Origin of the sequence: Vibrio sp. Y58_MX_L22, assembly GCF_024181865.1 — a bacterium.
GTDB lineage: Bacteria > Pseudomonadota > Gammaproteobacteria > Enterobacterales > Vibrionaceae > Vibrio > Vibrio alginolyticus.
The window spans coordinates 295,856-322,584 of sequence record NZ_JAMZAN010000001.1 but is presented as its reverse complement, the minus strand read 5'-3'; the positions used below and the strand labels follow the sequence as shown (position 1 = coordinate 322,584).

Genomic DNA, 26,729 nt, shown 5'->3' with positions numbered 1-26,729 from the left:
AGCGTGAAGCCTTGTGGCTCGGCTCGATAGGGAACAGAGCACCACTTATGGCACAGTTACTTTTGAATAAAACTGAGGTGAATCAATAAAGGGGTATCCATGACACGATTCTGACCGATGAGTCTTTCGAACTGTATGAAGCGTCACGAAACATTACTTTTGATGTTTTGCAGGATCAAATGAATAAATCGGATAGAGATAGGGTGCAATAGACTTTCCATCCCCTTTTACTTTTTGAGCTACGTTGCCAAGATAAAATGCCAAGGTAACAACTTGTTTACATTTTGTGTGTTGGCGTAAAGCCGAAAATATCAATCTAATATATTGAAAATAAGCAGTTTGTTTGATGTTTACGAAAGTGGGTTCGACGCGCCTCCTGTGTGTAACATATATTTTACAATTATGCGTAAAAATCGCCAAGATAAAGATTTCTCCCCACGTATTCCAATTTCTCAAGACCTGCGCCAAGTTAGAAAAATAAGTCCAAACAAAAGCTACTGAGACAAGGAGAAAGTCATGGTTGATGCATATAACCCACTAGGAACAGACGGATTTGAGTTTGTTGAATATACCGCTGCTGACAACAAAGGCATTCAACAGCTTAAAGATCTGTTTATATCGTTAGGTTTTGCGGAGATTGCAAAGCATCGCTCAAAAGAAGCGTGGTTATATCGACAAGGTGACATTAGCTTTATTGTGAATGCGCAGCCGCATAGCCAAGCTGAGGGATTCGCCAAAGTTCACGGTCCGTCGGTTTGTGGCATGGCATTTCGTGTGAAAGACGCCACCGTTGCTCTGGCGCATGCGTTAGAGAATGGCGGTAAAGAATATAAAACGGAAATTGGGCCGATGGAGCTAAGCATTCCTGCTATTTATGGCATCGGTGAAAGCTTGCTTTATTTTGTCGACCGTTATGGAAAGCAGAGCATTTATGATGTCGATTTTCGTTTTTATGATGATGCTGATGAGCGTTTATCAAAAGCGAATGTTGGTCTTTACGAAATCGACCACTTAACGCACAACGTTAAGCAAGGCAACATGGATGTCTGGTCAGGTTTCTATGAGCGCATTGGTAACTTCCGCGAAATTCGTTATTTCGATATCGAAGGTAAGCTGACTGGTCTTGTCAGCCGTGCGATGACCGCACCTTGCGGCAAAATCCGAATTCCTATCAATGAGTCGTCAGATGATAAATCACAGATTGAAGAGTTTATCCGTGAATACAATGGCGAAGGTATTCAACACATCGCATTGACCACTGACGACATCTACGAAACGGTCAAAACCTTGCGTGAGCGAGGCATGGACTTTATGCCAACGCCAGATACTTATTACGAGAAAGTCGATCAGCGTGTTGAAGGCCACGGCGAAGATGTAAGCAAGCTTCGTGATTTGCAGATTCTTATTGATGGTGCGCCAACGAAAGATGGCATCTTGCTACAAATCTTTACTCAAACCGTTATCGGCCCTGTGTTCTTCGAAATCATCCAACGTAAAGGCAATGAAGGCTTTGGCGAGGGTAACTTCAAAGCGTTGTTTGAATCGATAGAAGAAGACCAAATTCGCCGAGGAGTATTGAGCGATGCATAAATGGATCACATTCCCTCATCGGGAGGGAGTGTGCTCTAAACAAGCACATGCTGACTTCCCGGAAGAGGCAATTTATGAACGTGAGGCAGGTCGAAGTGGCTTCTTCGGCCCCGCAACACATTTTCATCATCAACATGCCCCAACGGGGTGGTCTGAGTGGGAGGGCGAGCTACGTCCACGAGCGTTTGATTTTAATCTAGTCGAAAAAGCCAGCCATATTACCCCTTGGACAGTCCCGCATCTATTACACAACGCGAATTGTAAAGTTCGTGTTTGGCGTATGGATGAAAAAATGGACTTCTTGGTGAGAAATGCAGATGGCGACGAACTGCTATTCATCCACCAAGGTACGGCAGATCTCTACTGTGATTATGGTCATTTGAAAGTGAGCGAAGGGGATTATGTCATGATCCCGCGCTCAACGAGCTGGCGTTTAGAGCCAAGCGAGCCGATGTTCATTCTGATGATCGAAAACACCGATGCGGCTTATACATTGCCCGAAAAAGGCATGGTTGGAAACCACGCGGTGTTTGATCCGGCGGTTCTAGAAACGCCGTCGATCAACGATCAGTTCCGTGCTCAATATTCTGAGAATCAAACACAGGTTCAGGTGAAACGCCACGATAAAGTCAGTGTTATCACTTACCCATTCAACCCGTTGGATGCGATTGGCTGGCATGGTGATTTGGCGGTAGTAAAAGTGAACTGGCGTGATATTCGTCCACTTATGTCACATCGTTACCATTTACCGCCTTCTGCACATACTACATTTGTAGGAGCAGGATTTGTGGTGTGTACCTTCGTTCCTCGTCCAATTGAAAGTGATCCTGGAGCGCTCAAAGTACCGTTCTACCACAACAATGACGATTATGACGAAGTCTTGTTCTACCATGCAGGTGATTTTTTCAGCCGTGACAACATTGAAGCAGGCATGGTGACATTCCATCCAGCAGGATTTACGCATGGTCCTCACCCGAAAGCATTCAAAGCAGGGCGAGAGCACAAGAAGACTTTCACCGACGAAGTTGCGGTCATGATTGATACGCGTCACGCACTTCAGTTTTCGGATGAGCTGGAAAAAGTAGAAAACAAAGAATACGTCTATAGCTGGCAAGAGAAGTAAGAGGCAAGGATGAAATTAGCAACCAAGAAAAATGGCACTCGTGACGGTTTGTTGATGGTCGTGAGCAAAGACTTAACGCGCTGCGTACCAGCGACAGAAATTTTCCACCCCATGAACTTAGCACCGACGATGCAGGTGGCACTTGATAACTGGGATACGCTAGCACCGCAACTGGAAGAGCTATACGTTGCACTGAACAATGGCACGGTTGCAGGGTATGAAGAGTTTGAAGCGCACTACTGCGAGTCGCCGCTTCCTCGCGCTTATCAGTGGGCTGATGGCAGTGCTTACGTAAACCACGTTGAGTTGGTTCGAAAAGCTCGCGGCGCTGAAATGCCAGAGAGTTTTTGGACGGACCCGTTGATGTACCAAGGAGGCTCTGATGCCTTTATTGGACCTTGTGACAACATCGAGTTTGCGAGTGATGAATGGGGTATTGATTTCGAAGGTGAAGTTGCTGTGGTAACTGGTGACGTGCCAATGGGCGCGAGTGTTGCAGAGGCTCAGGAGTCGATTCGTTTGATCATGCTGGTGAATGATGTCTCACTGCGTGGTCTAATTCCGGCAGAGTTAGCTAAAGGGTTTGGTTTTTTCCAATCTAAACCTTCTTCTGCGTTTTCTCCTGTGGCAGTAACACCTGACGAACTAGGCGATGCGTGGTACGAAAACAAAGTGCATTTACCACTGGTCTCGACATACAACCACAAGCCGTTTGGTCGCCCAAATGCGGGTATCGATATGACGTTTGATTTTGCAGACTTAATTGTTCATGCGACTAAAACGCGCCCGCTATCTGCTGGGGCAATTATAGGTTCTGGCACGGTATCTAATAAGCAAGGCACCGAACATGGCACTTCGATTGAGGAGGGTGGTGTTGGTTATTCATGTATCGCGGAAGTTCGCATGATTGAAACCATTCGTGATGGTAAGCCGTCGACTAACTTCATGTCGTTTGGAGATTCAATTAGATTGGAAATGTTCGATGCGGATGGCAACAACATATTCGGTTCGATTGACCAACAAGTTAGCCAATATCTCAAGCACTAACAGTGCTGGTTGGGAGACGATATGAGCGATAGCATGGTTTTGTACGGATATTGGCGGTCTTCAGCGGCGTATCGTGTGCGTATTTGTTTGAATCTTAAAGAGTTATCGTATGATTCAAAATCGGTACACTTGGTGCGCAATGGTGGCGAACAACACAGTGACGAGTACCATGAGTTAAACGCTTCTGAACTGGTTCCTTTGCTGGTGGATGGGGAGGTTCAGTTAACCCAGTCACTGGCGATCATTCAATACTTAGAAGAACACTACCCGGATGTCACCGTGATCCCCGAGCAAACGCCGCTTCGATACCAAGCGCTAGCTTTGGCTCAGGATATTGCAATGGAGATTCATCCCCTGAATAACTTAAGAGTTCTACAGTATTTAGAGGGGGAGTTAGCTTGCGAGCCAGAGCGCAAAGTCGCTTGGATTCATCACTGGATCCACAAAGGTTTTACGGCATTAGAAGAGAAACTTCAGAAGCATCGTAAACTAAATGGTGATTGTAAGTTTAGCCTGACAAGCTCGCCATCTATTGTCGATATTTGTCTGGTACCACAATTTTATAACGCACAACGCTTTGGTGTAGATACCTCTCTTTATCCAACCATTAACGCTGTTGTGCAGTCATGCAATCAACTGCCAGCTTTTATTGATGCGATGCCAGAGAATCAGCCAGACGCTAATAGTTGATTCTTAGCATACATAATGTATTAAAAAAATTAAAACGAGCCAATCCAAGTGTGTGATTGGCTTGTTTTTATTGGTGAGCAAAATTTTCTGTTTCTCGCTATCGTCGTGGCGCCTCAAAATTGCGAGGTTTTGTTGCTCTGCATAACATTTCCATTTACGCTTTGAGCAACGAGTTGTTTTGGATGCACTTTATTTATGACCAACATTTTTATCATTGTTGTTCTTCTGGTTTTATTCTTCTTTGTTATTCAAAAGTACGTGATTAAGCACGATGACACGCGTGATTATCCTTATCGCTCGAAAGGCCCTCTGCTCAGAGGTCAAGAGGGTGCGTTCTATAATGCGTTAAGAGCGGCGGTAGGGGAGCATGCCGTAGTATTCGCGAAAGTAAACATGTCCAGTTTGGTTACGCCAAAAGAAATCAAAAATAAGAAGCAGTTTTTTGTCGCGAACAATCGTATATCTCGAAGCTATTTTGATTACGTTATTTGTGACCCAAGGACACTAGAGCCGCGCGTTATCGTTGAATTGGATAATGGGCAGGAGCTAAACAAGGGTAAGATAGAAAGACAAAAGTTATTGATTCATGTTTGTAAGACGGCCAACCTGCCTTTAATTGGCTCCTCGGTAAAGCACAGTTATCAAGTTGGGCGATTACGTCGTTTGCTTGCGGCACACATTGATTTGATTGAGCCCGATAAAGAAGTGCGTTTTTGTAAAAAATGCGGCAGTCCGATGATCATTAAAACCGCAAGCCAAGGTGAGTTCAAAGGGAGACGTTTCTTTACTTGTAGCCGTCAGCCGAATTGTACATACACCGAAAATTATAACGTTGTGTTTGAGGCGGACGACTAAACACGATAATTAACCTGCAGAAATAAGGGGCTTTGATTAGAGATGATCAAAGCCTTTTTTGTATCAGTCATCAAGGCAGGGCCTATACTTTGAAAAAGAGTGCAGAATAGGGCAGCCATATGCGATACGGATGGATTTTGTCAGCATTGTTCATCGCATCTAATGTTAGTGCGATACCTAATTTGAAACCACTGGAGTGTGAATTGACAGAGACACCCCAAGATCATTTCTTGTTTTACCGAGAGCAAATGGTTTACCACAGTGAGCAGTTTGTCATATTTCAAAACTTCAAAGGCAGGGTGAGCACTCAAGTGGACGTCAAAACAGGAGAGTTGATCCGTACAACCTATATCGGCGAACCATTTAAACCTAAATATCAGATTTTGTTCGGCACTTGCCCTAAGGTATCGCAAACCTTACAGATTTGGATGCTCAGTGAAGTGCCTTACGACAATTAAGTGAGATACTAAAAGTTATATAGATCACACTTTTAATCCATGAAGGATTCAGCTTTGCTGATAAAATCATCTGAAAACGCGTGTTGAGTTTACATTTTCGCCAAACGGTTCAAAGTTGGTAAATTTGTGCTTGCACCACCGTTCGCTTATAGCTAATATCCTCCTCGTTCCAGAGAAATGCGTCCGTAGCTCAGCTGGTTAGAGTATCGCCTTGACATGGCGGGGGTCGGTGGTTCGAGTCCACTCGGACGCACCATTCTGAATTGAATGGTTAGGAACATAAAAATTTGGGTCCGTAGCTCAGTTGGTTAGAGTACTACCTTGACATGGTAGGGGTCGGCGATTCGAGTTCGCCCGGACCCACCAAATTTTAAAAAAGCCCACCTTTTGGTGGGCTTTTTTGTGTCTGTAATTCATTAATACTCAAATAAAACTACTTCTTTTCTTGTCCCTTGTTTTTGCTCTGCGTTAGCCCCTTGTTAAAGATAAAAGCGCACTACCTGATCCGCAACACAACCTCAAAACCCTAAATGCAATGCATAAGGTGCATACGCTTCAAACCCACTAGAGCCGTCTATAAATTGTGTTGCGTGCCACTTGCTGTGGCACTAGAGACACTGACTACTGATCTAAATTATCTGGCGTGTGAAGATTAGTGCCGCATATTGTACATTTGTAGTCACCAGTCGCTTCGCCTTCCATTAATGAGCCAATTATTGCTGCAAATAGACCAGAGAAGAAATCTTTAGCTTTTTTCTCGGTCTTTTCCTGCGCTTTAGAGAAGCTTTCGTACCGATGTAGCGTTACTTCTTTACAGTTACAGCAAAACGCTCTTGTCTCTTCAGAACCGTACATTTTTACCAATTGATTTACTCCCTGTAAGTTAATTTCCCCAAGTGGCGTTATGTTCAAGGGTAAGTCACACAAGACTGATGTGTGACTTACCCTAAACACTAAAACTAATGTAATGTAAAACACCACATGTTATGAATGATTATTTAACGCCTTGTTATCCGAGCTTGCTAACTCTGCTGATTGAATAGTTGTGGTAATAAGCTCTTCAAATAGATCTAATTGCCCAGCAGGTATCAATTGATTTTGTATAGCTTTTCGTTTGTTTGAGTCAAATAGCCGCTCTGTTAACCAACCAATTAGATACATCAGTGAAAGACAGCCACCGGCCGTCGCTACATTACCATCTATCACGAGAGGCAGATCCTTAACATCTCCTCCCATACTTTGTAGAACATCCTTTGCATCTGGGTTTGTTGTTAATCGCTTGCCTTTTAGTAAACCGAGTTCATGGAGGATGAATGATCCCGCACAAATCGAACCTATTAGCTGCCTATTTGGATCAAGATTCAACGCTGACATAAATTCAGCATCTTTTAAAGCGGCTGGAATACCCCGTTTGCCGCTTGTAATAAGAACGACATCTTGATTCGTCACCTCAGAAAGGTGTCCGTCTGTTTTAACTTTCATACCGAGGTGGGAATGATGTTCAGATTTAGTTCCAAGTATACTTACTGTCCAACTGTCGGTTGTGCGCCCCAGCAAGTCATACATAAGAAAGAAATCGACATCCGTGAAATCATCAAATAAAACAACGCCGATTTTATACATAACATTTATCCTTTTGGACTTACTCGTAAGTCGCAAAATGTGTAGTAGGAGGGGAGGGGCATTCGATACACAAGCTTCTGCTAAGCACCTTAAATACCAAAGGCGGTGCAAACTAACAATGCCATGTGTACCAAATCCCTATTATAAAACTTTGTTATGTTTGTTTTATGAGCCTGCCCAGAAAAACTCAACCCTAATACCACTTGGGTCGTAACACATTAAATGTTTTGCGGGTCCTGTTTTAACAAGCTCGGGACCAAACTCAATTTCGATTCCCGACGCCATAAATTGATCACGCAACTCATAGAGTTGCTTCTCAGTCTCTACGAGTAAAGCTAAGTGATGCAAACCAATATTCGTTTTTCTGTCAAATGGAGTGGCGGCATCAGCCTTAGCCGCCCATAGTGTAAGCATGATATGCCCATCACTCACAAATATTGCCGGGTAGTCTGGATTTCTTTTTACTTCACTCCAACCTAATTGTTCAGTGAAAAACTTCGCGCTTGCTTCTAGGTTAGATACGGTTAAACCTACGTGGTGTATGCCTTTTGTTAACACAGTCACTTTGTTTCCTTACTCGTTTTAATGGCTATCAAACAAAGATAACTCGACAAAAAGTAAGCATCAATACACATATATTGATTAACTTCGTCAATCTATTCGAATACGGTAATCCAACTGGAAACATAACATTGTAAACAAGAAACCCAATCTTGAACTAAAAATTAAACTTAGAGTTCATTCTTAAGTCCTGTATTAATCAAATACATTAATAGCCATAATATTTAAGCCAGCCTATAGGGCATATCATTCCATTAAAGGTTTGAATGTTCTTATTCAAGCTAACGTCTTCCAATTTGTAACAGTGAACAACATTACTAGTCGAAGTAGATGCTGGTGTTGAATACGTCACAGGTTTAGAAGCGTTTGCTTTATGTATTTCATGTGCTCGCTGTTGGTCTATCGCCACTTGATTCTTATGATTGTTAACTTCTCGCAATCCAGATTCTAGGGGTAGGTGCCAATCCTTACATGTTGTTCCTAAACCATCATTCTGAGACTGATATTCTGATAACGCTACACGAGCTTCATTTACCGACTGATCGATATCGGACTGATCGACTAGCCAAGTAGAAAAAGAATAGTTAATGGCCTCTCGATAGTTTACCGATTGCTCTAAGCTATAAGCATCGGAATGAAAACAGGCCTCTACCACTGCCCATTGAGTCGATAGGTTTGATAATACGTTTTCAGGTATAGGCTGTAGCTGGCTTTGCGTAGACTGGCAACCGGCTAGAAGAAAAGGGACAGGGAGTAGTTTTAGAAAAAATTTTTGGTTCATTTTAATCTTAAAATTAATGCAATCTTTTTCATTATCATAATACAGGACGATTGAAGAAAGTAGCATTTCTATCAGTAAGGGAATGTGGCTAACGCACTGATAAGGTGTGAGTAAAGCGATATCAAAGCCCTCAACACACCTTAACTACGAATACTACCGCATAACAAAGATGCTATGCGGTAACGGTAGTATTCAGGCTTGAACAGTTTGTCGCACGTTGCTCTCGCCTGACAGCACGGAAATTCTCTCAAAATCTCGACTCGGGAAGTCAGGGTCTACGTACACAAACATACGACTTATCATTTTTCCTTCAAACTCAAATACACTACAAAAACGCCCTGTGGAAACTTTGTTGTCCGGCCAAGAGGTACCATCACTCATTACGCCGCCTTCCTGTCCTTCAACAATGACCTTGTTTCCAGCAGTCGTTATTTGAAAGCCGTCTATGTCGTGCCAGATACTAATCAACGAGCTACCAATCCTATTGCCAAACTCCACTAAGGCACTCTTTCCTTTCGCTTGCCCAAATTTAGGAAAGAAAAAGTCAACATCCTCTGAGAATAGATCCAGATAGCTAGGATCACCGGCATCTATTTTCTCGAAATACTTAACTACTAGCCCAACTAAATCGTCTTTTTCCATAATTATTTCACACCCATATAAGCTTTACGCACAACCTGAACGCTTGCATCTTAAACACAGAGTACATTTAAACTGAAATTGCCAAGAGTTGCGAATCTTATTGAAGTGCCTTGTTAGATGTAATCCGTTTAGCCTACGTATACACCATTGAAGTATTCGACGCGTTCTAACGTCATTCTTAACTTACATTCTTCAATCTGGACACCTTGCCAGGGCGAGGGTGTGGAAGACAGGCCCGTAAATTCACATTCGGCGTCTCTGTATTTTAGCCAAGCTCTTTGGGCCTTTCGAAATGGCTCTACCAGTTCGGTCTGAGACCATGTTTCCCTTAGTGCTTTTTCTTCCTCACCTATTCTAGCGATTGCTTCCTTGTAACTTTCGTTAAGCTCTTTATCTGCAGATTCCATCTTCTTTTCTACACACTGATAACCAGCCATAACGCCACCGCCTTTTACTTTGCAGGGATCTTCAACATCATCAGAAGCCAAGCAAGGTAAAGAAACCAACGCAAACATCATAAGTAATTTGTTCAAAATTGCCTCCAAGCTCCGAGTGCTTGTTAAACAGTTATCCGCTATTTTTCCTTTTTAATCATGCAGCTTTTTATCTGTGCCTTCAAAGATAAAATAGAAGGTTAGTGATTCTAGTGCCTAAACAGAAGGTAAAAGAGATTGATACACGGGTTAAATGACGCCTTAATCTGAGTTACTTTTAGTGGGCGTTTTGTATCAATCTTTTCTGTGGAATCATTAGTTTGATGGCGACTGAGGACGTTAAGATAACTCCCATTGAATTTATTATCGCCCTGAAACACCTAGGTTGATTTAAGTGGTGACTATTCCCCTCCAATCATGAAGTTGATTCAAAGGTAGGGCGATAAATGTTGCGATTCGTAATAAAAATTTATGCCAAGTGCAGTTCGCTATCGCGGCTTATATTGAGTTGGGCAATAACCTCTAATGATGTCTGAGTTTCGTAGCTTGTTGTGTTTTGTATTGCGCCCCGAAACCCTTTTACGCCACAATTTAAAGCTACTTGATTTGAGCCGGCTACGCATAAACTGAATCACGTCGGATTCATTCAAACCAAATTGAAATTCGATAGCCTCAAATGGGGTGCGGTCTTCCCATGCCATTTCTATTATTCTTGACTCAGTTTCCGAGGTCAGTTTCATTTCAAATAACCTATTTTAGAAAAGACATTTCTACGACGGAAATTGAGTCTTGGTTCAAATGTTCTTATATGCGTGCTTAGTGTTTAGCGGCTTAACACCTACAAAAACTTCTCAATGAGGACTTCGTCTACGTATTTCCCACGAACTTTTGCATGCTTCTTCGCGGTCCCTACGATTTCGAAGCCTTGTTTGAGATAGGCTGATAACGCTCGCTCATTATCGCTGCGAACGTACGCAAATAGTTTTTCGTAACCCTTTTGTTTGGCTACTTCGAATGTCGATTTGAAAAGCTGTTTAGACATACCTTGGCCACGAGCACCGTCACTAACAAACGTACCAATTATGCCAACATGGTCAAAAGCTTTTGTATATTGTGCAAAGGGCTCGATATTTTGGAAACCAATGACTTGTGAGTTATTTTCGGATAAAGCGACTGTAAACACGCCCCGTTCTGGGAAATGAGTAATGAACTCTTTTTCTTCTTCAGGTGTGAAAGGCGTATCTAATACAGTGTATAAACCTTCAATAATGATGGGGTTGAGGACGTTTGTAATGCCTTCAGCATCACCTAAAGTTACCTGACGTACAATTAAATTCATGCCACTTAGCTCCTATTAAAATTAGGGCTGTTTTGTACATGAGTTGGAGACTTGCAGCAACAAGAAACGTCATTAAGTCGTAAAGAATATACCTATTACACTTAAACGGCGGTTAATAGTGCTGATTGTTACTTTAGTATTTCTGATATATCACTTTTTAAGTGACGGCTTAACTTCTACAGAATATTTCCACATCACGATCCCGTTTTCTACAAGATCATAACTCGCGCTTTGACCCTCGGAGTTGAGTACAAATACCGGCATTTCCATCCTTGACGTAGCGCCATCTCGGTTGCATGACATGGTAGCTTCAAGCTGTATGCTATTTTTGCTCGGTTCTGAAAGGGTTCCTAAGTACGTGCAGCCGTCGACAAAACTGGTTTTGCTTTTTCCTTTAGAGGATATTTCAAAAGTCGGAAAAATGAATGTTGATTGAGGCTCTGTTACTACCACATTGACTTGATAGTTCGTCGCTGAAAAAGCATTGAAATGAGCTCCAAGCATAAGTAAGAACAAGATTTTTGATTTCATAAACTCTTCTTTATTTCGATATTACTAGTTTGGTTACGGCGCTATTAACGTGACCACTTAATCTAAAACTTTACTGCGGAAGCATTAAAAAGGATACAAAGGTAGAGTAGTTGAATATGGTTAATCGGCCGTAAATAGTTTTATTAAGCGATCTTACATACCTAAAAGAGGTAAGTTCTTTCGCTTTTGATAGGTTAATGCTAATTCTAAACAGGTCTTGATTGAAGCTTCTGGCAAAGGAGCTGATAAAGATAGAATTATTGCTCGATTACCCTGAAACTCAAGTGAGTCACTATACAGTTCACGGAATGTGTCGACGAGCTTAGTTTGGCAATTAAAGAACAGATAATAACGACTAGGCGTTTTCTGTTTCCAATCCATCCTTACCGGGCTACCTGTTTTCACACTGTAGCTTGGCTCTCCCCATTTTAGAGATTCTTCAACTTCCCCCAGTTTTAATTCAGAAGCGATAGTTAAGACGATATTTCGTAGCTCTTCTATCCGAATACGCACATGTTTTGGATACTCATCAAATCTTGCCTTCACTGCATGGTTCATTGGTATCTCCTATAAATAGCGCTGTTTTGGGGTGAAGCCCAAGCGTACTTTGGCTATGTAGCAATTACGTCATAATGTTATTAATCAATAAATCTAGCACATAGCCAAAATACTAAGCGTAAGGGTTTCCCTCGGTTACGTTTAGGATGCTCTGGGTGAAAACATGATGATTGACATGCCAAGCATAGCGACAGAAACCCCCACTATGTCCCAGAGCGTTGGTCGAACGCCGTCGATACACCACAACCATAGAATTGCGACAAAAATATAGACACCACCGTAAGCGGCATAAACTCTGCCAGTTGCGGTAGGATGTAAAGATAGAAGCCAAGCAAACATAGCAAGGCATAGCGCTGCTGGTACCAAAAGCCAAACTGACTTATCTTCCTTTAACCAGAGATAAGGTAAGTAGCAGCCTAATATTTCTGCAATGGCGGTTATAAAGAAAAGCCCAATGGTTTTGACTTCAGTCACTTAAACATTCCTATCTTTCTCTACAAATATATGATGCTTGTTAAATGGGCAATTGTTCGACTCATTACATTTCGCCCAGCTTAATCTTGGATTGAGCCTCACTCACGGTTTGTTTACCGAATAACAAATCCATCATCGAAATGATTCGTTTGTTGTCTTTACCCCATTTATCTGGATTCGCGCTGTTTGGTGCTTTAAATTCAACTTGTCCTATTTTTTCGTTATTTTTGTAGGCTTTGATCTGAGCATCAGCGATAAATGTTCTAAAATCCCAGCTCCAGCGTGATACGTAAGTAAGTGTCAGCTCAGAGCTAACAGGAGGAGTGCCATCGCTTACGACTGTGCATTTATGGGCGGTATCCAAACACCAGTCTTGCATCGAATCTAAGAAAACATCTCGCGTGGCGTTGTCTTTTACGATGGTGATTTCCTTGCTCTGATTTTCTTTCGAGATTGTTTCTACCGTATACTTTGGTGCCGCACATGCGGCTAATAGAATAGGCAAGCTTAGAATGATGAGTTTTTTGTGCATCTTATGTCTCTTTTTTTAAATTTATATATTCAAACAACTTCAAGATACTGAGTTCAACGAGAATAACTAACAAGCATGGCAACTGTTATTAACAAAACCTTTAGAGTAGAAGGGTTTGTTTCGGGAGTATGCCAATGTCTCGAAGCAAATTATTAGTAAGAGATTGCTATAGCGTTATGTTAACTCTTGAACTTATGTCCGTATCAATGTCCAGAATTCTTCGCATTGAAGTTTTTGAAGTGCAATTCTAACGGAATTTTAAATTGCTGCATAATGCTCAATTAAGAGGAATAGGGGAGCTTATCGTTAAACATAACGTGTAGTGCTGTAAATTCGTCCCTAAGACTAAGCTAAAAGGGCCTAATGTTTTAAAATAGCTTCTTGTCTATTCTGTTGTGTGAGTTTTCAATGTTGTCTCATACTAGCCACTTAAAAGAGCGCTGTAAGAACTCGTCTGCATTATCAAGGACGATTTCACCGTGAGCCATAACCAATATATTAGGTTTCCAAGACAGCAATTTATTTAAGTGTTTTCGAGCCTCTTGTTTGCTAAACATAAAACTTAGGCGCCAATCCAAAGGCATTTTTCCATTCGGAGCAAGAATACCGGCCCCTTTAGCCACAAACCGCTGCCAGTAGTTAAAGTCCTGGTCAGAAAAATTCTCGACGAGGTCAGTAACAATTAAGGTCTTTGAAAGTCGATGATAAAACACACACTCTTCCATTAATGGAGAGCCAGAAAATAGTTCTTGTTCAACCTCAGAGTTCCAAGCATTACCGCCTTGGTTAAGTGAAGCGTGAAAGTGTATATCACGGCACTTCTTGATGACTTCATCTGTGCCATAAACTTCTGCGCTAGGATAGGCAAATACCCATTCAGATAAGAACAAGTGGTGTAAATGATTAGGAGCGATTAAGTATTTCACTTGGCCTAGATTGTTGATTTGCTCTCTAATCGAATTTGATAACTTAATTGGACTATGAATCCAAAGGCCACCATCAGAAAGCCTAACAATAGTCATACGAGTGGTGTATGGGAGTCCTAAGAATTGGACGGGATCTCCGTCAAATATCCATATCTCTTGGGCTAACTTTTTCATGTCTCTCCAACCGTTAACACTGTATTAAGGCGGCATTTAAGTTACTCAAAAGCTGCCTTGCTGCACAATAAACGCTTCGCTAAGCGTAAACCAAAAATATTAGGTTTACCAAACCCTTATTGAGTGCAGATGTATATCTTTGAGTGTTTTTATACTGAACGGACGTAAAGTCGTTTTAAGAGGATCATTTGACTTGATAGAACAAAACCCCGCTATTTTTGAGCAGGGCTTTGCAATTAGATAAAGGGGCTAACCGATGATGAAGAAGAAAATCGCGGTTGCAACAATACCAATCAACGCATAAGGAAACTGTGTGGTTGCGTGTTGCATTGCTGTACAGCCCGAACCTTGTGCAGATAACACGGTTGAGTCACTAAAGAAACAAGAGTGGCTCCCTGCCGCTGATGCTGAAAGCAGCGCTGCAACGGTTAAGTGTAGAGGCACACCAAGCTGTTCGCCCAAAGGTAGAACAATTGGCATCGCTACTGCAAAGGTTCCCCAAGACGATGCCGTTGCAAATACCAACGCGCCCGTAATCATAAAGATAATCGCAGGGAAGTAAGACGCTGACAGGTAAGGGCTGACGGTCTCAATGACATACTGCGTGACGCCCAATGAGTCGTTGACCGATTTCAACATGAAACCACCAATAACGGTCGCAAGCGGCAGTAGCATAACCTTAATGCCATCATAAACAGCTTCGAACATGTCGTTCATCGAGATCAGTTTTTGTGCGCCGTAAAAGCTAATAGTAAAGATTAACGCGACGAAAACACCAGCAAGTAGATCGATACCAAAATACCAACTTGCGGCAACAAGTACGATCATTGGTAACAAGAAGTTGACAAGGCCCATGGTTGGGTTGGTATGTGCAGATACATCGGGACCAAAGTCGACATCTGTTGCACCGTCTGGACGAACTTGACCATTCTTCGCACGCTTTTCTGCCTTTTTCATCGCACCTAGATCTGGGATCTTTTCCATTGCAACCAGCAAAACAATCACCAGCGTTACCCAGCCGTAAGCCATGTATGGAATAGCTTCAATGTATGCTTTGATACCATCTCCCGCTTCTGCTACTCCGTTTGCTTCTAGCAACGAACTGAAGAAAATTGCCCAAGTGGAAATCGGTACGAGGATACAGATAGGCGCGGCGGTTGAATCCACAAGATATGAGAGCTTTTCACGCGAGATTTGGTAGCCGTCCGTAACTTTTTTCATTGAGGAAGAAATTGCAATCGCATTCAAATAATCGTCGATAAAGATCAGAATACCTAAAGCAAAGGTCATCAGCATCGATTGCTTACGGCTTTTTACTTTCGTGACCAGCATGTCGGAGAAGCTTAAGATACTGCCGCCTTTCTCCAAAATAGCAATTAGGCCGCCCATCAAACCACAAACGAGGATGATCCAAGCAATAGTTTCATCCATCATTACACTCATGGAAATATCAACAATCTGTTCCACCGCTTCAGTTGGGTTAAGCAGAAGAACACCGGCAATAGCGCCGCTAAAGAGGGCTTCCACAGTTCGGTGTGTTGTCAGCGCAAAGACCAATACCAACGCCGTTGGTAAAAGACTCATCCATCCGTAGGCTTCGCCTTCCTCATGGTTCAAACCGATTGTGGTAAAAAAGACAAACGTCGCAACCGAGATTAAAGAAACAATAATGTGTTGAGAGTTGATTTTAAGAGGCGCATCCAGCGCCTTGGTCTGCGTAGTCATAAAGTTCATTTCCTTTGTTTATGCCGAGTGCAACATCCAGTCGATTTCCAATGGAGTAATCGCTCGCTCAAATTCTGCGAGTTCACTCTGTTTGCAAGCTAGATACAAATCGATAAAGTCTCTTGAGATGTATTGAGCTAGCTCACTGTGCTCCAGTCGCTCTAGAGCTTCTGACATACGCAGAGGTAACTCAATTGCATCATCACTGAGAGTCGGTGGACATTGATCTTTGGTGTAGCTTTCACTCGCTAATACTGCGGAAAGTACTACTGCAGCGAGAATGTATGGGTTAACGTCAGCGCCTGCTATACGATGCTCTATACGGCGATTTTTGCTATCGCTGATAGGCACACGCAACGCAACACCGCGGTGGTTTTCTCCCCAATCGGCTTTGGTTGGGACGTAAGCGCCAGGAACAAAGCGACGGTAAGAGTTAACGTTAGGACAGATTAGGGCCATGGCATCGGATGTTTGTGACAGCATCGCTGCCATGGTTTGATAGAAGAAGGCGCTCGCTTGACCGTCTGATTGGCTAAAGTGGTTGTTACCATCTGTATCAACCAAGCTGAGATGAATGTGCATGCCATTACCCGCTTGCTCACTAAAAGGTTTCGCCATAAATGTGGCGTCAAATCCGTGCTGATGAGCGACCTGGCGAATCAAGCGTTTTGCGATGATGATTTCATCACATGCTCGAAGTACATCTTTAGAATGGTTGAAGTTGATTTCGAACTGCCCTGGTGCCGATTCAGATAGGGCTCCGGAAGTGTTTAAACCTTGTTCTAATGCAATTCGATTAAGGTCGGCCAAGAAATCAGCGTAGTCATCTAGTCCATCAAGGTCGTAAACCTCGGTATCTTTTTCTCGAGTTTTTTTCGTGGGGTTAATTGCCGTTAATGGTTCGCCATTTTCGCCGCGGGTTTTGTCTATTAAATAGAACTCCAGCTCGAGCGCGACACAAGGATATTGGTCTTTAGCATGCAGTGTTTGCAATATAGAAGCGAGAATGTTTCGGATGAACAGTGGGTTAGGGTGCTGCCCGGTTTCATCCATCATACTAAGCAGTAGCTGACCAACTTGTTCTTTTGCCGTCGGCATTAAGGTGCCGCTGATTGGATAGCAGAGATTATCTGGTTCTCCGAGATCTTCTCCCAACCCGGCCGTTTCAACGACGTTACCTTTGGTATCTAGGGTGATGGTCGAAAGGGGGAGGGCAACACCTTTATTCAGTTTTTCTAGAGCATCTATCGGGATGCGTTTTCCTCTTGGGGTGGCATTTATATCGGTAAAGATGAGATCGATAAATTCAATATCGGGCCATTTTTGTTTAAAATTTTGTACTTCCTGTAGATACGATTCCATTTTCTTCTCCAAATAGCCTGACGAGTAGAAATTAGAAATAACCAAATTAACAAATAAATTACAGCACTCTGAACGAGTTGTTTGTTTTTTAGGTTATTTTTAATTTAAACATGCACTTACACTGTGTTTTTGATGTTTAACGGCTGGTTTTTATGTCTTTCTGTTAACTATTTTGTAACAGTTGGTTTTGTTTTGTTCAATATAATGAGCATAAATATTCAGTTTTGAAGCCTAAAAAGTGCGTCAGATCACGTTGTGACGATAATAATGGTCATCTGTGTTGATAATTTTGTACATGGTTTGTAGGGTTTGTGTTAAATAAATTGAACACGGACATATCATGGCAGATACACACAAACCCATCATTGGTGTGGTTAGCTGCGCTAAAGAGTTGGGTGGCTATCAGATACAAGCGGTCAACGACTTTTACCTTCGCGCCATAAAGGATTTTGGAGGACTACCGATTATGTTGGCTCCCGACATGTCGGGCGATGACGTAACCACCATCCTAGACATATGTGATGGTTTTCTTTTTCCTGGCAGCCACTCTAACGTTGCGCCACATCGATACAATGCAACGCACGAAGAGAGCTACAAAGATGAAGCTCGTGATGAGCTCTCATTCACGTTAATTCGTCATGCGGTTGACCAAAACATTCCGTGCCTTGGTATTTGCCGCGGTTTTCAAGAGATGAATGTCGCACTTGGTGGCTCGTTAAACCCAGCCGTTCATGACTCCGGCTTCAATGACCATCGTGAAGCGCCTGTTGAAGATTTCGAACAAAAATACGCGCCAGCACACGCTGTGCTAGTTCAAAAGCAGAGCTTATTTGAACAATGGCTGGTGCAAAATCATTGGGAAAATACCACCTTCTTTGAAGTGAACACACTACACAACCAAGGCGTCGATCAGCTTGCTCCTCTCTTACAAGTAGAAGCTAAAGCCCCGGATGGCTTGGTAGAAGCATTTAGTCTTCCTAATCAAAAATTTTTCGTTGGCGTGCAGTGGCACCCAGAATGGGAAGCAAAAACCAATCATTTCTCTCAAATTTTGTTCAATGAATTTATGATGGCTACCTCTCGTTAAACGTTTGGAGCTGTATGAATGGACAATCAAGAGATTGGTAAAAATATTGTTCAGTTACGAAAAAAACATGGATTGTCACAAAGGGAACTAGCCGAGCGCGCTGGTATTACCCACAGTGCAATCTCATCCATTGAAAATGGCAAAGTGAGCCCGTCGGTCAGCTCACTACAAAAAATCGTTAATGTATTTTCTTTATCGTTATCAGAGTTTTTCACTTTTGAACAACCTTCGAACGATGAAGTGAAAGTAGTCATCAAGCCGTCAGATCTTGTGGAAATCGGGAGCGAGACGGTGTCCATGAAACTGGTAACGAATGGCGACAAAGATCAAGTAATCGGATTCTTGATCGAGGAATACGCACCTTATGGAACCACTGGTGCGGCAGAAATCAAACACGAAGGCGAAGAGATTGGCACCGTATTAGAGGGCGAAATCACTCTGGAATATAAAGGGCAATCTCATGTCATAACAGCGGGCGAGTCGTACATTATTGATACGACGAAGCCCCATCGATTTACAAATCACACAGACAAGGCTTGTCGAATGATAAGTGCGCATACGCCAACCACATTTTAGTGGGGGCTTGCCTTGTGTGATCACAAGGAGAGCGTATGAAAACCCAAGAGCAATGGATTGAACTAAAAAACAATCTAAACATCGAAAACAGGGCGTACATTAACGGTGAATACAGTGCCGCTTTAACAGGGCAAACCATCCCGGTAGTTAACCCAGCAACAGATGAGATATTCACCGAAATCGCCCGTTGCCAAAATGAAGATGTTGATCTCGCGGTTTCATACGCTCGCCAAGCATTTCAATCCGGTCAGTGGAGCGAGAGCAGCCCAGCTCATCGCAAAGCAGTGCTTAAACAGTTTGCTGACTTGATTGATCAAAACCAAGAAGAATTGGCTCTGCTAGAAACGCTTGATACCGGTAAGCCTATCTCTCACAGCTTCTCTACCGATATCCCTGGTGCGGCGAGTGCATTACGCTGGTACGCAGAAGCAATCGACAAAGTATACGGCGAAGTTGCCCCAACTGAAAAAGATGTACACGCTTTTATTTCTCATCAACCAATTGGTGTGGTTGCTGCGGTTGTACCGTGGAACTTCCCCCTTTGGCTTGCGTGCTGGAAGCTTGGCCCTGCTTTAGCCGCTGGTAACAGCGTGATTCTAAAACCGTCAGAAAAATCTTCTCTTACCGCGATATTCCTAGGTCAACTTGCTTCTCGAGCGGGCTTACCAACAGGCGTTTTCCAAGTCGTTACGGGTTTTGGTCATGAAGCTGGCGACGCGCTGGCGAAACACCAAGACGTAGACTGCATCGCCTTCACAGGCTCGACGCGCATTGCAGGTCAACTGATGGTCAGATCGGGTGAGAGCAACCTAAAGCGTGTGTTTGCAGAAGCGGGCGGCAAGAACGCGAACATCGTGTTTGAAGATTGTGATGATTTAGACCGCGCAGCAGCAGACACCGCCGCAGGGTGTTTCTACAACCAAGGTGAGGTGTGCGTCGCGGCAACCCGCCTGCTTGTTCACGAAAGCATCAAAGAGCAGTTTATAGAAAAAGTTATTCAAGCGTCGAAAGCGTTCACGCCAAAAGACCCAATGGACCCAAGTTCATCCATGGGTGCGCTTATCGACCATGATCATAAATCAAAAGTGTTGGAATATATCTCGTTAGGTGAATCAGAAGGTGCAAACGTACGTTGTGGCGGCGATGTCGATGGGCAAGGTGCATTTGTTTCCCCAACCATTTTAGACAACGTCGACAACAAGATGCGTGTCGCTCAAGAGGAAATTTTTGGTCCGGTGCTGTGTGTCATTCCATTCAAAGACGAAGCGCAAGCAATCGAGATCGCTAACGATTCGAAGTACGGCTTAGGCGCGGCACTCTGGAGTAGCAATATCAACCGCGTTCATCGCGTAGCAAAACGACTGCAAGCCGGCTCGGTTTGGGTTAACAACTACAACGAAGGTGACATGACGGTTCCATTTGGTGGATTCAAAATGAGCGGAAATGGTCGAGATAAGTCTCTCCACGCGATTGAAAAATTCACCGAAACCAAAACCACTTGGATTCGCCTCCATCCTTAAGCCTGCTGACGATTACGATAAATAAAGGAATAGTTCTATGAACAAGCATACGGATTCGTTCTACGCGCACTCTGTGCCAAACATGCCGGAATACCCACAACTGCAAGACAACATCGAGTGCGATGTGTGTGTAGTCGGTGCGGGATTCTCTGGTCTTTCTTCTGCACTACACCTTGCAGAAAAAGGTTTTAAAGTCGTTGTGCTAGAAAGCGCAAAAGTGGGCTTTGGAGCAACTGGTCGTAACGGTGGTCAAATCGTTAACAGCTACAGCCGAGATGTTGATGTGATTGAAAGCCGTTACGACCAAAACCAAGCCAAAGCTCTGTGCGATATGATTTTTGAAGGCGGCGATATCATCCGTGGTCTGATCGACAAATACGACATCAACTGTGATTACAAGCAAGGCGGCTTGTTCACGGCACTGAACAGTAAACAACTCAAAGGGCTAGAAGAACATAAGAAGAACTGGGAGCGTTACGGCAACGACCAACTGACTCTGCTTGACGCAGGAGAGGTAGAACAAGCGGTAGGCACTAAAGTATACACTGGCGGCTTACTGGATATGCGCGGTGGTCACATTCACCCGCTTAAACTGGCATTGGGTGAAGCTGCTGCGTTTACGTCTCTAGGTGGTCAAATCTTTGAGCAGTCGGCGGTCGTGTCGATTGACAAAGGGATTAACCCAGTAGTTAAAACGGCGCAAGGCAGCGTGAAGAGCAAGTACGTGGTTTTGGCAGGTAACGCCTACCTTGGTGGTTTGGCACCAAACATCAGCAACAAAGCGATTCCGTGTGGCACACAAGTGGTGGCGACTCAGCCTTTGAGTGATGAGCAGCTAAAACAAGTGCTGACCAGTGACTACTGCGTTGAAGATTGTAACTACTTGCTTGACTACTTCCGCTTAACCGCCGACAAGCGTTTATTGTTCGGAGGCGGCGTGGTTTACGGTGCACGTGACCCAGAAAACATCGAAGCATTGATCCGCCCGAAGATGGAAAAAGTCTTCCCACAATTGAAAGGCATCAAGATTGATTACACCTGGACGGGTAACTTCTTGCTGACTTACTCACGCATGCCGCAGTTTGGCTCGTTTGCAGACAACATTTACTACCTACAAGGCTACAGCGGTCACGGTGTAACGTGTACTCACCTAGCAGGTAAGTTGCTGGCCGAAGCTCTGACCGGACACGCAGAACGCTTTGACGCGTTTGCTGCACTGAAACATTACTCCTTCCCGGGTGGCCGCCACTTCCAAATTCCGTTTACGGCAATGGGTGCGGCTTACTACAACCTACGTGACAAACTGGCGATTTAAGAGATAAGGAATATCCAATGAGCAAAGTAGTGAAATTTGCAGCCCTTCAACTGACGAAAAGCTGGGATCTGGAAGATAACTTAGCCAAAGCAAAAAAGGCGATTCGTGAAGCAGCACAAAACGGTGCGAACGTGATTCTTCCTCAAGAGCTGTTCGCCGCGCCTTACTTCTGCAAAAAACAAGAAGCGAAGTATTTCGAGCTTGCAGAAGAGACGGCAAATAGCCACCTTATTCAGGAAATGAGCGCACTGGCGAAAGAACTCGGCGTGGTTATTCCTGTTAGCTACTTTGAAAAAGCGGGCAACACGTTTTTTAACTCGCTAGTGATGATAGATGCCGATGGCACAGTATTAGATAACTACCGCAAGTCACACATTCCTGATGGTCCGGGCTACAGTGAAAAGTACTACTTTAGCCCTGGCGATACTGGTTTCAAAGTGTGGCAAACCAAGTTCGGTAAGTTCGGTGCTGGCATTTGCTGGGACCAATGGTTTCCAGAGCTTGCGCGCAGCTTGGCTCTGCACGGCGCGGAAGCAATTTTCTATCCAACCGCAATCGGGTCTGAGCCTCAAGATCCAACACTGGACTCGCGTGATCACTGGCAACGTACAATGCAAGGTCACTCGGCAGCAAACCTCGTTCCAGTGATTGCGTCAAACCGAGTGGGCACTGAGGTCGATGATGGTATCGAGACCACTTTCTACGGCTCTTCTTTTATCACTGACCACACTGGTGCAAAAATTGCCGAAGCACCACGTGAAGGTGAAACCATCATTTACGCAGAAATCGATCTCGCTGCGACAGCGAAAGCGCGTCACGCGTGGGGCTTGTTCCGCGACCGTCGTCCAGACCTTTACACCAGCGTTGGCAAACTAGCTGTTTAAAGAGGCGTTAAAATGAAGTTATCGACAACACCAGCGCAGGATGGCTTCTATTTTCCGGCTGAGTTTCAGCCGGTTAGTGAAGTTTGGCTAGCGTGGCCAGAAAGGAAAGACAATTGGCGTGATGACGCATTACCCGCGCAAGAAACCTTCGCCAGAATCGCGAACTTAATCGCGGAAGTGACCAAAGTGTGTGTGGCGGTGTGCTCGCACAACTTTGACCGAGCGCGTCAAATGCTTCACTCAGATGTACGTTTGGTGGAAATCCCATTTAACGATGCGTGGATGCGAGACATCGGGCCGACCGTGCTTGTTAACCGAGCGGGCGAGCGCCGTGGGATTAGTTGGCAATTCAACGCGTGGGGCGGCGAATACAACGGGCTTTACGACAACTGGCAGCAGGACGATCTTGTCGCTGGCTCGGTGTGCGACATCATCGGTATTGATTATTACCGCGCACCGTTTGTACTTGAAGGTGGGGCGATTCACACCGATGGTGAAGGCACCCTTTACACCACAGAGGAGTGCTTACTCAGCCCAGGACGTAATCCGCAGTTGAGCAAAGCGCAAATCGAAGAGCAGTTAAAGGCGTACCTCGGTATCGAAAAAGTCATTTGGTTGCCAAATGGTTTATTCAATGACGAAACAGACGGCCATATCGACAACCTGATGCACGTTATCGCCCCGGGTAAAGTGGTACTAAGTTGGACCGATGACCCAAGCGATCCGCAATACGCGTTATCTCGTCAAGCGGAACAAGTACTGAAATCTCAGCACGATGCGAAAGGGCGCGAGATAGAAATTGTCCGTTTGCCATTACCAGGTCCGTTGCATTACAGCGAGCGCGAAGCCAATGGCATTGACGCCAGTTCAGGAATGAGTCGACAAGCTGGCGAACGCCTAAGTGCCTCTTATGCGAACTTTCTTATCGTCAACGGCCATGTGTTCTTACCGATGTTGGATGAAGAAACCGACGCCATTGCAATCGATATTTTGCAAAACGCGATGCCGGAATACCAAATCATCGCGATACCGTCGAGAGAGGTTCTACTGGGCGGAGGGAACATTCATTGCATTACGCAGCAGATCCCCGCTTAAACATAAGCTCGCCGCTGACTCAGCGGCGATGATGAGTTGTCAAAAGGAATGACCATGCAACAGATACAAAACCAAAGCCTTGTTTCGTTTATGGTAGCGAACCCACAACAGGGCATTGCAGTGACTAATCCAGCGACCGGAGAGCTTCTCGGGTACGCACCTGTCTCAACTGAGAACGATATTTTAAATAGCATTGAACGTGCCCATGTCGCGCAGAAAGAATGGGCGGCACTGCCAGCAAAAACGCGTGCTGGCATGCTCAGTCGTTGGTTCCAACTCCTGCTAGAAAACAAATCCGACCTTGGCCGTTTGATGACGTTAGAGCAAGGTAAGCCGCTAGCGGAAGCTCAAGGTGAAGTGCTTTACGGCGCGAGTTTTATCGAATGGTTTGCTGAAGAAGCGAAACGTACCTACGGTGAGACGATTCCTGCGCCGAGTGCAGACAAGCGTTTGGTGACCATCAAACAGCCAATTGGTGTTGCCTGTGCGATTACGCCTTGGAACTTCCCAATTGCGATGATCACGCGCAAAGCAGCGCCGGCTTTAGCGGCAGGCTGTAGCTTTGTCGTAAAGCCATCTGAATCTACGCCGCTGTCTGCGTTTGCGGTTGCAGAGCTTGCCTATCAAGCGGGTATCCCGCGCGATGTGCTACAAGTGGTACTGGGTGAAAACTCCCGTCAGGTCGGTGCTATCTTTACTTCGCATCCGTTGATTCGTAAGTTGTCTTTCACTGGCTCTACTCAAGTTGGTCGCGTGCTGATGCAGCAAAGCGCGGCTGACATCAAACGTACCTCAATGGAGCTAGGTGGCAACGCGCCGTTTATCGTATTCGATGATGCAGATATTGATGCAGCTGTGGCAGGCGCGATGGCGTCGAAATTCCGTAACGCAGGTCAAACGTGTGTGTGTGCGAACCGTTTCTACGTACACAGCAAAGTGTATGAGGAGTTTGTTGCTAAGTTCGACGCTGCGGTTCAACAACTCAAAGTCGGTAACGGCTTGGAAGAGGGCGTGAACATCGGTCCTGTGATCAGCGAATCGGCAAAGCAAGGCATTCAAGCGCTTATCGACGGTGCTATTGAACAAGGCGCGAAGCCAGTCTCAGCACTTAAAAAGCTCGATGGTCTATTTATGCAGCCAGTGGTTCTCAAAGACGTTACTCACGACATGAAGATTGTCTCTGAGGAAATCTTTGGCCCTGTCGCACCAGTGATTCGTTTTGACAGTGACGTACAGCTGATCGAAATGGCGAACGACACCATTTACGGTCTTGCGTCGTACTTCTACAGCCAAAACATCCACCGTGTTTGGAAAATCGCAGAAGCGCTCGAATACGGCATGGTCGGCATTAACGAAGGCATGATTTCTACTGAAGTCGCTCCTTTCGGTGGTGTTAAGCAGTCCGGCATCGGACGCGAAGGAGCAAAACAAGGTATCGATGAATACATGGACGTGAAATATCTCTGCTTTGGCGGCAACTAATTAAGGACAAGACAATGACAAACCAACAACTACACGAAAGAAGAAGCCAAGTTATCGCTCAAGGCATGGGCGCACTGTACCCACTTTACGTCGAGAAAGCAGAAAACGCTTACGTATGGGATATCGAAGGCAACAAATACATCGACTTTGCAGCGGGCATCGCGGTAACTAACACCGGGCATTCTCACAAACGTATCAGTGAAGCGGTAAAAGCTCAGTTGGATAACTTCTCGCACACGTGTGCGATGGTCACGCCTTACGCGTCATTCGTTGAGCTGGCGGAAAAGCTGACAGAACTTGCACCAGGTGAGACTAAGAAGAAAGCGATCTTTCTAACCACTGGCGCCGAGGCGGTCGAAAACGCAGTGAAAGTAGCGCGCGCTCATACTGGTCGTAGCGGCGTGATAGCGTTCAAAGGCGGCTTTCACGGTCGTACAAACATGACGATGGGGTTAACCGGTAAAGTTGCGCCATATAAAGCAGGCTTTGGCCCATTCCCGAACGAAATCTACCACGCGCCGTACCCAAATGCGTTCCACGGCATCAGCGTTGAACAAAGCTTACAAGCGATCGACGATCTATTTGCTTGCGATATTGAACCTTCACGCGTTGCGGCGATTATCTTCGAGCCAGTGCAAGGCGAGGGCGGCTTCTACAAAGCACCTGAAGCGTTTGCACAAGGCTTGCGTCAGCTGTGTGATAAGCACGGTATCATGCTGATTGCCGATGAAATCCAAACTGGTTTTGCTCGTACCGGTAAAATGTTTGCCACAGAATACCTAGGCATTGAACCAGACCTAATGACAATGGCGAAAGGCATTGCTGGTGGTTTCCCAATCTCAGCGGTAGTTGGGAAAGCGGATGTGATGGACTCTGCACTACCTGGTGGTTTAGGTGGCACTTACGCGGGCTCTCCACTTGGTTGTGTTGCTGGTCTCGAAGTACTGAAAATCATCGAAGAAGAAGATTTGTGTGCTAAAGCGATGGGCATCGGTGAAGTGGTCAATGCTCGTATGACGAAACTGCAACAGTCAGTGCCTGCTATCGGTGAAATCCGTACTATAGGTGCGATGATGGCGATTGAATTTACTGATCCAGAATCAGGCAAACCACTACAAGAGATGACTAAAGCGGTGATTTCTAAAGCGCAAGAAAACGGCCTTATCCTGCTTTCTTGTGGAGTAAAAGCGAATGTGATTCGTCTGTTACCTCCACTGACCATCGAATCTGACGTACTGAACGAAGGCTTAGATAAGTTGGAAAAAGTGATTCTTGAAGTGGCGTAATTCACGCGCTTTTAAAAAGCAATAACAAATCAAGGAAGCGGTTGGCATCAATCGTTTCC

29 protein-coding genes and 2 tRNA genes are annotated in these 26,729 nt (G+C 44.6%); 16 read left to right on the top strand and 15 right to left on the bottom strand.

Features of this window, described 5'->3' with window-relative positions:
- The first annotated feature begins 516 nt into the window (after positions 1-516).
- The 8 genes from hppD (at position 517) to NL626_RS01305 (ending at position 6,129) form a co-directional block, all read left to right on the top strand.
- On the top strand, positions 517-1,590 hold the full coding sequence (gene hppD, locus NL626_RS01340) for a 4-hydroxyphenylpyruvate dioxygenase (RefSeq protein WP_005377835.1): 1,074 nt from the start codon (positions 517-519) through the stop codon (positions 1,588-1,590).
- Entirely contained in the window at positions 1,583-2,713 is a 1,131-nt protein-coding gene (locus NL626_RS01335; RefSeq protein WP_222712210.1) for a homogentisate 1,2-dioxygenase, read from the top strand. Before hppD ends, NL626_RS01335 begins: the two co-directional genes overlap by 8 nt.
- Before the next feature lie 9 nt (positions 2,714-2,722).
- Positions 2,723-3,760, top strand: a complete 1,038-nt coding sequence (locus tag NL626_RS01330; protein WP_025766743.1) for a fumarylacetoacetate hydrolase family protein — start codon at positions 2,723-2,725, stop codon at positions 3,758-3,760.
- Between the two features lie 21 nt (positions 3,761-3,781).
- Positions 3,782-4,450, top strand: a complete 669-nt coding sequence (gene maiA, locus NL626_RS01325) for a maleylacetoacetate isomerase (RefSeq protein ID WP_017820906.1) — start codon at positions 3,782-3,784, stop codon at positions 4,448-4,450.
- Positions 4,451-4,645: 195 nt separating this feature from the next.
- Positions 4,646-5,305: a DUF2726 domain-containing protein gene (locus tag NL626_RS01320; protein WP_253656914.1), complete on the top strand. Its 660-nt coding sequence runs from the start codon at positions 4,646-4,648 to the stop codon at positions 5,303-5,305.
- A gap of 119 nt (positions 5,306-5,424) precedes the next feature.
- Entirely contained in the window at positions 5,425-5,763 is a 339-nt protein-coding gene (locus NL626_RS01315) for a hypothetical protein (protein WP_005377830.1), read from the top strand.
- Positions 5,764-5,942: 179 nt separating this feature from the next.
- Positions 5,943-6,019: transfer RNA gene (locus tag NL626_RS01310), tRNA-Val, on the top strand.
- A gap of 33 nt (positions 6,020-6,052) precedes the next feature.
- Positions 6,053-6,129: transfer RNA gene (locus NL626_RS01305), tRNA-Val, on the top strand.
- Positions 6,130-6,384: 255 nt separating this feature from the next.
- Here the strand turns inward: NL626_RS01305 and NL626_RS01300 are convergent.
- The 15 genes from NL626_RS01300 to NL626_RS01230 form a co-directional block, all read right to left on the bottom strand.
- On the bottom strand, positions 6,385-6,618 hold the full coding sequence (locus tag NL626_RS01300) for a hypothetical protein (protein WP_253657046.1): 234 nt from the start codon (positions 6,616-6,618) through the stop codon (positions 6,385-6,387).
- A 129-nt stretch (positions 6,619-6,747) separates the two neighbouring features.
- Complete coding sequence (locus tag NL626_RS01295; RefSeq protein ID WP_253656913.1) at positions 6,748-7,386, bottom strand: DJ-1/PfpI family protein; 639 nt, start codon at positions 7,384-7,386, stop codon at positions 6,748-6,750.
- 165 nt (positions 7,387-7,551) lie between these two features.
- Positions 7,552-7,950 carry a VOC family protein gene (locus tag NL626_RS01290; protein ID WP_031780991.1) on the bottom strand — a complete coding sequence of 133 codons (399 nt, stop codon included), beginning with the start codon at positions 7,948-7,950 and terminating at the stop codon, positions 7,552-7,554.
- 205 nt (positions 7,951-8,155) lie between these two features.
- Entirely contained in the window at positions 8,156-8,728 is a 573-nt protein-coding gene (locus NL626_RS01285) for a hypothetical protein (RefSeq protein WP_225466652.1), read from the bottom strand.
- 192 nt (positions 8,729-8,920) lie between these two features.
- On the bottom strand, positions 8,921-9,370 hold the full coding sequence (locus NL626_RS01280; protein ID WP_005377826.1) for a nuclear transport factor 2 family protein: 450 nt from the start codon (positions 9,368-9,370) through the stop codon (positions 8,921-8,923).
- Positions 9,371-9,498: 128 nt separating this feature from the next.
- Positions 9,499-9,888: a lysozyme inhibitor LprI family protein gene (locus tag NL626_RS01275; protein WP_053303310.1), complete on the bottom strand. Its 390-nt coding sequence runs from the start codon at positions 9,886-9,888 to the stop codon at positions 9,499-9,501.
- 404 nt (positions 9,889-10,292) lie between these two features.
- A complete protein-coding gene (locus tag NL626_RS01270; protein ID WP_005377824.1) occupies positions 10,293-10,544 on the bottom strand; it encodes a TIGR03643 family protein in 252 nt (83 codons plus the stop codon).
- 98 nt (positions 10,545-10,642) lie between these two features.
- Entirely contained in the window at positions 10,643-11,143 is a 501-nt protein-coding gene (locus NL626_RS01265; protein ID WP_253656912.1) for a GNAT family N-acetyltransferase, read from the bottom strand.
- Positions 11,144-11,293: 150 nt separating this feature from the next.
- On the bottom strand, positions 11,294-11,674 hold the full coding sequence (locus NL626_RS01260) for a hypothetical protein (RefSeq protein ID WP_033905190.1): 381 nt from the start codon (positions 11,672-11,674) through the stop codon (positions 11,294-11,296).
- A 153-nt stretch (positions 11,675-11,827) separates the two neighbouring features.
- The gene (locus NL626_RS01255) at positions 11,828-12,232 is read right to left on the bottom strand and encodes a DUF1801 domain-containing protein (RefSeq protein ID WP_017633973.1); all 405 of its coding nucleotides are present in this window, start codon (positions 12,230-12,232) and stop codon (positions 11,828-11,830) included.
- Positions 12,233-12,373: 141 nt separating this feature from the next.
- Entirely contained in the window at positions 12,374-12,706 is a 333-nt protein-coding gene (locus NL626_RS01250) for a YnfA family protein (protein WP_005377819.1), read from the bottom strand.
- Positions 12,707-12,770: 64 nt separating this feature from the next.
- Complete coding sequence (locus NL626_RS01245; RefSeq protein WP_253656911.1) at positions 12,771-13,238, bottom strand: Sbal_3080 family lipoprotein; 468 nt, start codon at positions 13,236-13,238, stop codon at positions 12,771-12,773.
- Positions 13,239-13,654: 416 nt separating this feature from the next.
- Positions 13,655-14,338 (bottom strand): DUF4336 domain-containing protein, encoded by a 684-nt coding sequence (locus NL626_RS01240; RefSeq protein ID WP_253656910.1) that lies wholly within the window; start codon positions 14,336-14,338, stop codon positions 13,655-13,657.
- Positions 14,339-14,587: 249 nt separating this feature from the next.
- Positions 14,588-16,063 (bottom strand): Na+/H+ antiporter NhaC family protein, encoded by a 1,476-nt coding sequence (locus NL626_RS01235; protein ID WP_005377816.1) that lies wholly within the window; start codon positions 16,061-16,063, stop codon positions 14,588-14,590.
- 18 nt (positions 16,064-16,081) lie between these two features.
- A complete protein-coding gene (locus NL626_RS01230; protein WP_005377815.1) occupies positions 16,082-17,425 on the bottom strand; it encodes a glutamine synthetase family protein in 1,344 nt (447 codons plus the stop codon).
- A 340-nt stretch (positions 17,426-17,765) separates the two neighbouring features.
- Between NL626_RS01230 and NL626_RS01225 the strand changes: the two genes are divergently transcribed.
- Genes NL626_RS01225 through gabT form a run of 8 tightly spaced genes read left to right on the top strand, consistent with a single transcriptional unit; the run spans position 17,766 to position 26,670 of the window.
- Positions 17,766-18,512: a gamma-glutamyl-gamma-aminobutyrate hydrolase family protein gene (locus NL626_RS01225; RefSeq protein WP_005377814.1), complete on the top strand. Its 747-nt coding sequence runs from the start codon at positions 17,766-17,768 to the stop codon at positions 18,510-18,512.
- Positions 18,513-18,530: 18 nt separating this feature from the next.
- Positions 18,531-19,088 (top strand): HTH-type transcriptional regulator PuuR, encoded by a 558-nt coding sequence (gene puuR / locus NL626_RS01220; RefSeq protein ID WP_005377813.1) that lies wholly within the window; start codon positions 18,531-18,533, stop codon positions 19,086-19,088.
- Positions 19,089-19,123: 35 nt separating this feature from the next.
- A complete protein-coding gene (locus NL626_RS01215) occupies positions 19,124-20,608 on the top strand; it encodes an aldehyde dehydrogenase (protein ID WP_206970024.1) in 1,485 nt (494 codons plus the stop codon).
- A gap of 37 nt (positions 20,609-20,645) precedes the next feature.
- Positions 20,646-21,923: an FAD-binding oxidoreductase gene (locus NL626_RS01210; protein ID WP_025551017.1), complete on the top strand. Its 1,278-nt coding sequence runs from the start codon at positions 20,646-20,648 to the stop codon at positions 21,921-21,923.
- A gap of 17 nt (positions 21,924-21,940) precedes the next feature.
- Positions 21,941-22,807 (top strand): N-carbamoylputrescine amidase, encoded by an 867-nt coding sequence (gene aguB, locus NL626_RS01205; protein ID WP_031821195.1) that lies wholly within the window; start codon positions 21,941-21,943, stop codon positions 22,805-22,807.
- 12 nt (positions 22,808-22,819) lie between these two features.
- Positions 22,820-23,902 carry an agmatine deiminase gene (aguA, locus tag NL626_RS01200; protein WP_253656909.1) on the top strand — a complete coding sequence of 361 codons (1,083 nt, stop codon included), beginning with the start codon at positions 22,820-22,822 and terminating at the stop codon, positions 23,900-23,902.
- Positions 23,903-23,956: 54 nt separating this feature from the next.
- A complete protein-coding gene (locus NL626_RS01195) occupies positions 23,957-25,384 on the top strand; it encodes an NAD-dependent succinate-semialdehyde dehydrogenase (protein ID WP_253656908.1) in 1,428 nt (475 codons plus the stop codon).
- Positions 25,385-25,398: 14 nt separating this feature from the next.
- Positions 25,399-26,670: a 4-aminobutyrate--2-oxoglutarate transaminase gene (gene gabT, locus NL626_RS01190; RefSeq protein ID WP_213968909.1), complete on the top strand. Its 1,272-nt coding sequence runs from the start codon at positions 25,399-25,401 to the stop codon at positions 26,668-26,670.
- The last annotated feature ends 59 nt before the right edge of the window (positions 26,671-26,729 follow it).

Coding starts and splice junctions, on each gene's coding strand:
- NL626_RS01195 (WP_253656908.1), top strand. CDS start 23,957: ATGCAACAGATACAAAACCAAAGCCTTGTTTCGTTTATGGTAGCGAAC.
- NL626_RS01260 (WP_033905190.1), bottom strand. CDS start 11,674: ATGAAATCAAAAATCTTGTTCTTACTTATGCTTGGAGCTCATTTCAAT.
- aguB (WP_031821195.1), top strand. CDS start 21,941: ATGAGCAAAGTAGTGAAATTTGCAGCCCTTCAACTGACGAAAAGCTGG.
- NL626_RS01225 (WP_005377814.1), top strand. CDS start 17,766: ATGGCAGATACACACAAACCCATCATTGGTGTGGTTAGCTGCGCTAAA.
- NL626_RS01255 (WP_017633973.1), bottom strand. CDS start 12,232: ATGAACCATGCAGTGAAGGCAAGATTTGATGAGTATCCAAAACATGTG.
- NL626_RS01270 (WP_005377824.1), bottom strand. CDS start 10,544: ATGAAACTGACCTCGGAAACTGAGTCAAGAATAATAGAAATGGCATGG.
- NL626_RS01245 (WP_253656911.1), bottom strand. CDS start 13,238: ATGCACAAAAAACTCATCATTCTAAGCTTGCCTATTCTATTAGCCGCA.
- NL626_RS01320 (WP_253656914.1), top strand. CDS start 4,646: ATGACCAACATTTTTATCATTGTTGTTCTTCTGGTTTTATTCTTCTTT.
- NL626_RS01280 (WP_005377826.1), bottom strand. CDS start 9,370: ATGGAAAAAGACGATTTAGTTGGGCTAGTAGTTAAGTATTTCGAGAAA.
- NL626_RS01235 (WP_005377816.1), bottom strand. CDS start 16,063: ATGACTACGCAGACCAAGGCGCTGGATGCGCCTCTTAAAATCAACTCT.
- NL626_RS01285 (WP_225466652.1), bottom strand. CDS start 8,728: ATGAACCAAAAATTTTTTCTAAAACTACTCCCTGTCCCTTTTCTTCTA.
- NL626_RS01215 (WP_206970024.1), top strand. CDS start 19,124: ATGAAAACCCAAGAGCAATGGATTGAACTAAAAAACAATCTAAACATC.
- NL626_RS01300 (WP_253657046.1), bottom strand. CDS start 6,618: ATGTACGGTTCTGAAGAGACAAGAGCGTTTTGCTGTAACTGTAAAGAA.
- NL626_RS01335 (WP_222712210.1), top strand. CDS start 1,583: ATGCATAAATGGATCACATTCCCTCATCGGGAGGGAGTGTGCTCTAAA.
- NL626_RS01295 (WP_253656913.1), bottom strand. CDS start 7,386: ATGTATAAAATCGGCGTTGTTTTATTTGATGATTTCACGGATGTCGAT.
- aguA (WP_253656909.1), top strand. CDS start 22,820: ATGAAGTTATCGACAACACCAGCGCAGGATGGCTTCTATTTTCCGGCT.
- hppD (WP_005377835.1), top strand. CDS start 517: ATGGTTGATGCATATAACCCACTAGGAACAGACGGATTTGAGTTTGTT.
- NL626_RS01230 (WP_005377815.1), bottom strand. CDS start 17,425: ATGGAATCGTATCTACAGGAAGTACAAAATTTTAAACAAAAATGGCCC.
- puuR (WP_005377813.1), top strand. CDS start 18,531: ATGGACAATCAAGAGATTGGTAAAAATATTGTTCAGTTACGAAAAAAA.
- NL626_RS01330 (WP_025766743.1), top strand. CDS start 2,723: ATGAAATTAGCAACCAAGAAAAATGGCACTCGTGACGGTTTGTTGATG.
- gabT (WP_213968909.1), top strand. CDS start 25,399: ATGACAAACCAACAACTACACGAAAGAAGAAGCCAAGTTATCGCTCAA.
- NL626_RS01275 (WP_053303310.1), bottom strand. CDS start 9,888: ATGATGTTTGCGTTGGTTTCTTTACCTTGCTTGGCTTCTGATGATGTT.
- NL626_RS01315 (WP_005377830.1), top strand. CDS start 5,425: ATGCGATACGGATGGATTTTGTCAGCATTGTTCATCGCATCTAATGTT.
- NL626_RS01210 (WP_025551017.1), top strand. CDS start 20,646: ATGAACAAGCATACGGATTCGTTCTACGCGCACTCTGTGCCAAACATG.
- NL626_RS01240 (WP_253656910.1), bottom strand. CDS start 14,338: ATGAAAAAGTTAGCCCAAGAGATATGGATATTTGACGGAGATCCCGTC.
- NL626_RS01265 (WP_253656912.1), bottom strand. CDS start 11,143: ATGAATTTAATTGTACGTCAGGTAACTTTAGGTGATGCTGAAGGCATT.
- maiA (WP_017820906.1), top strand. CDS start 3,782: ATGAGCGATAGCATGGTTTTGTACGGATATTGGCGGTCTTCAGCGGCG.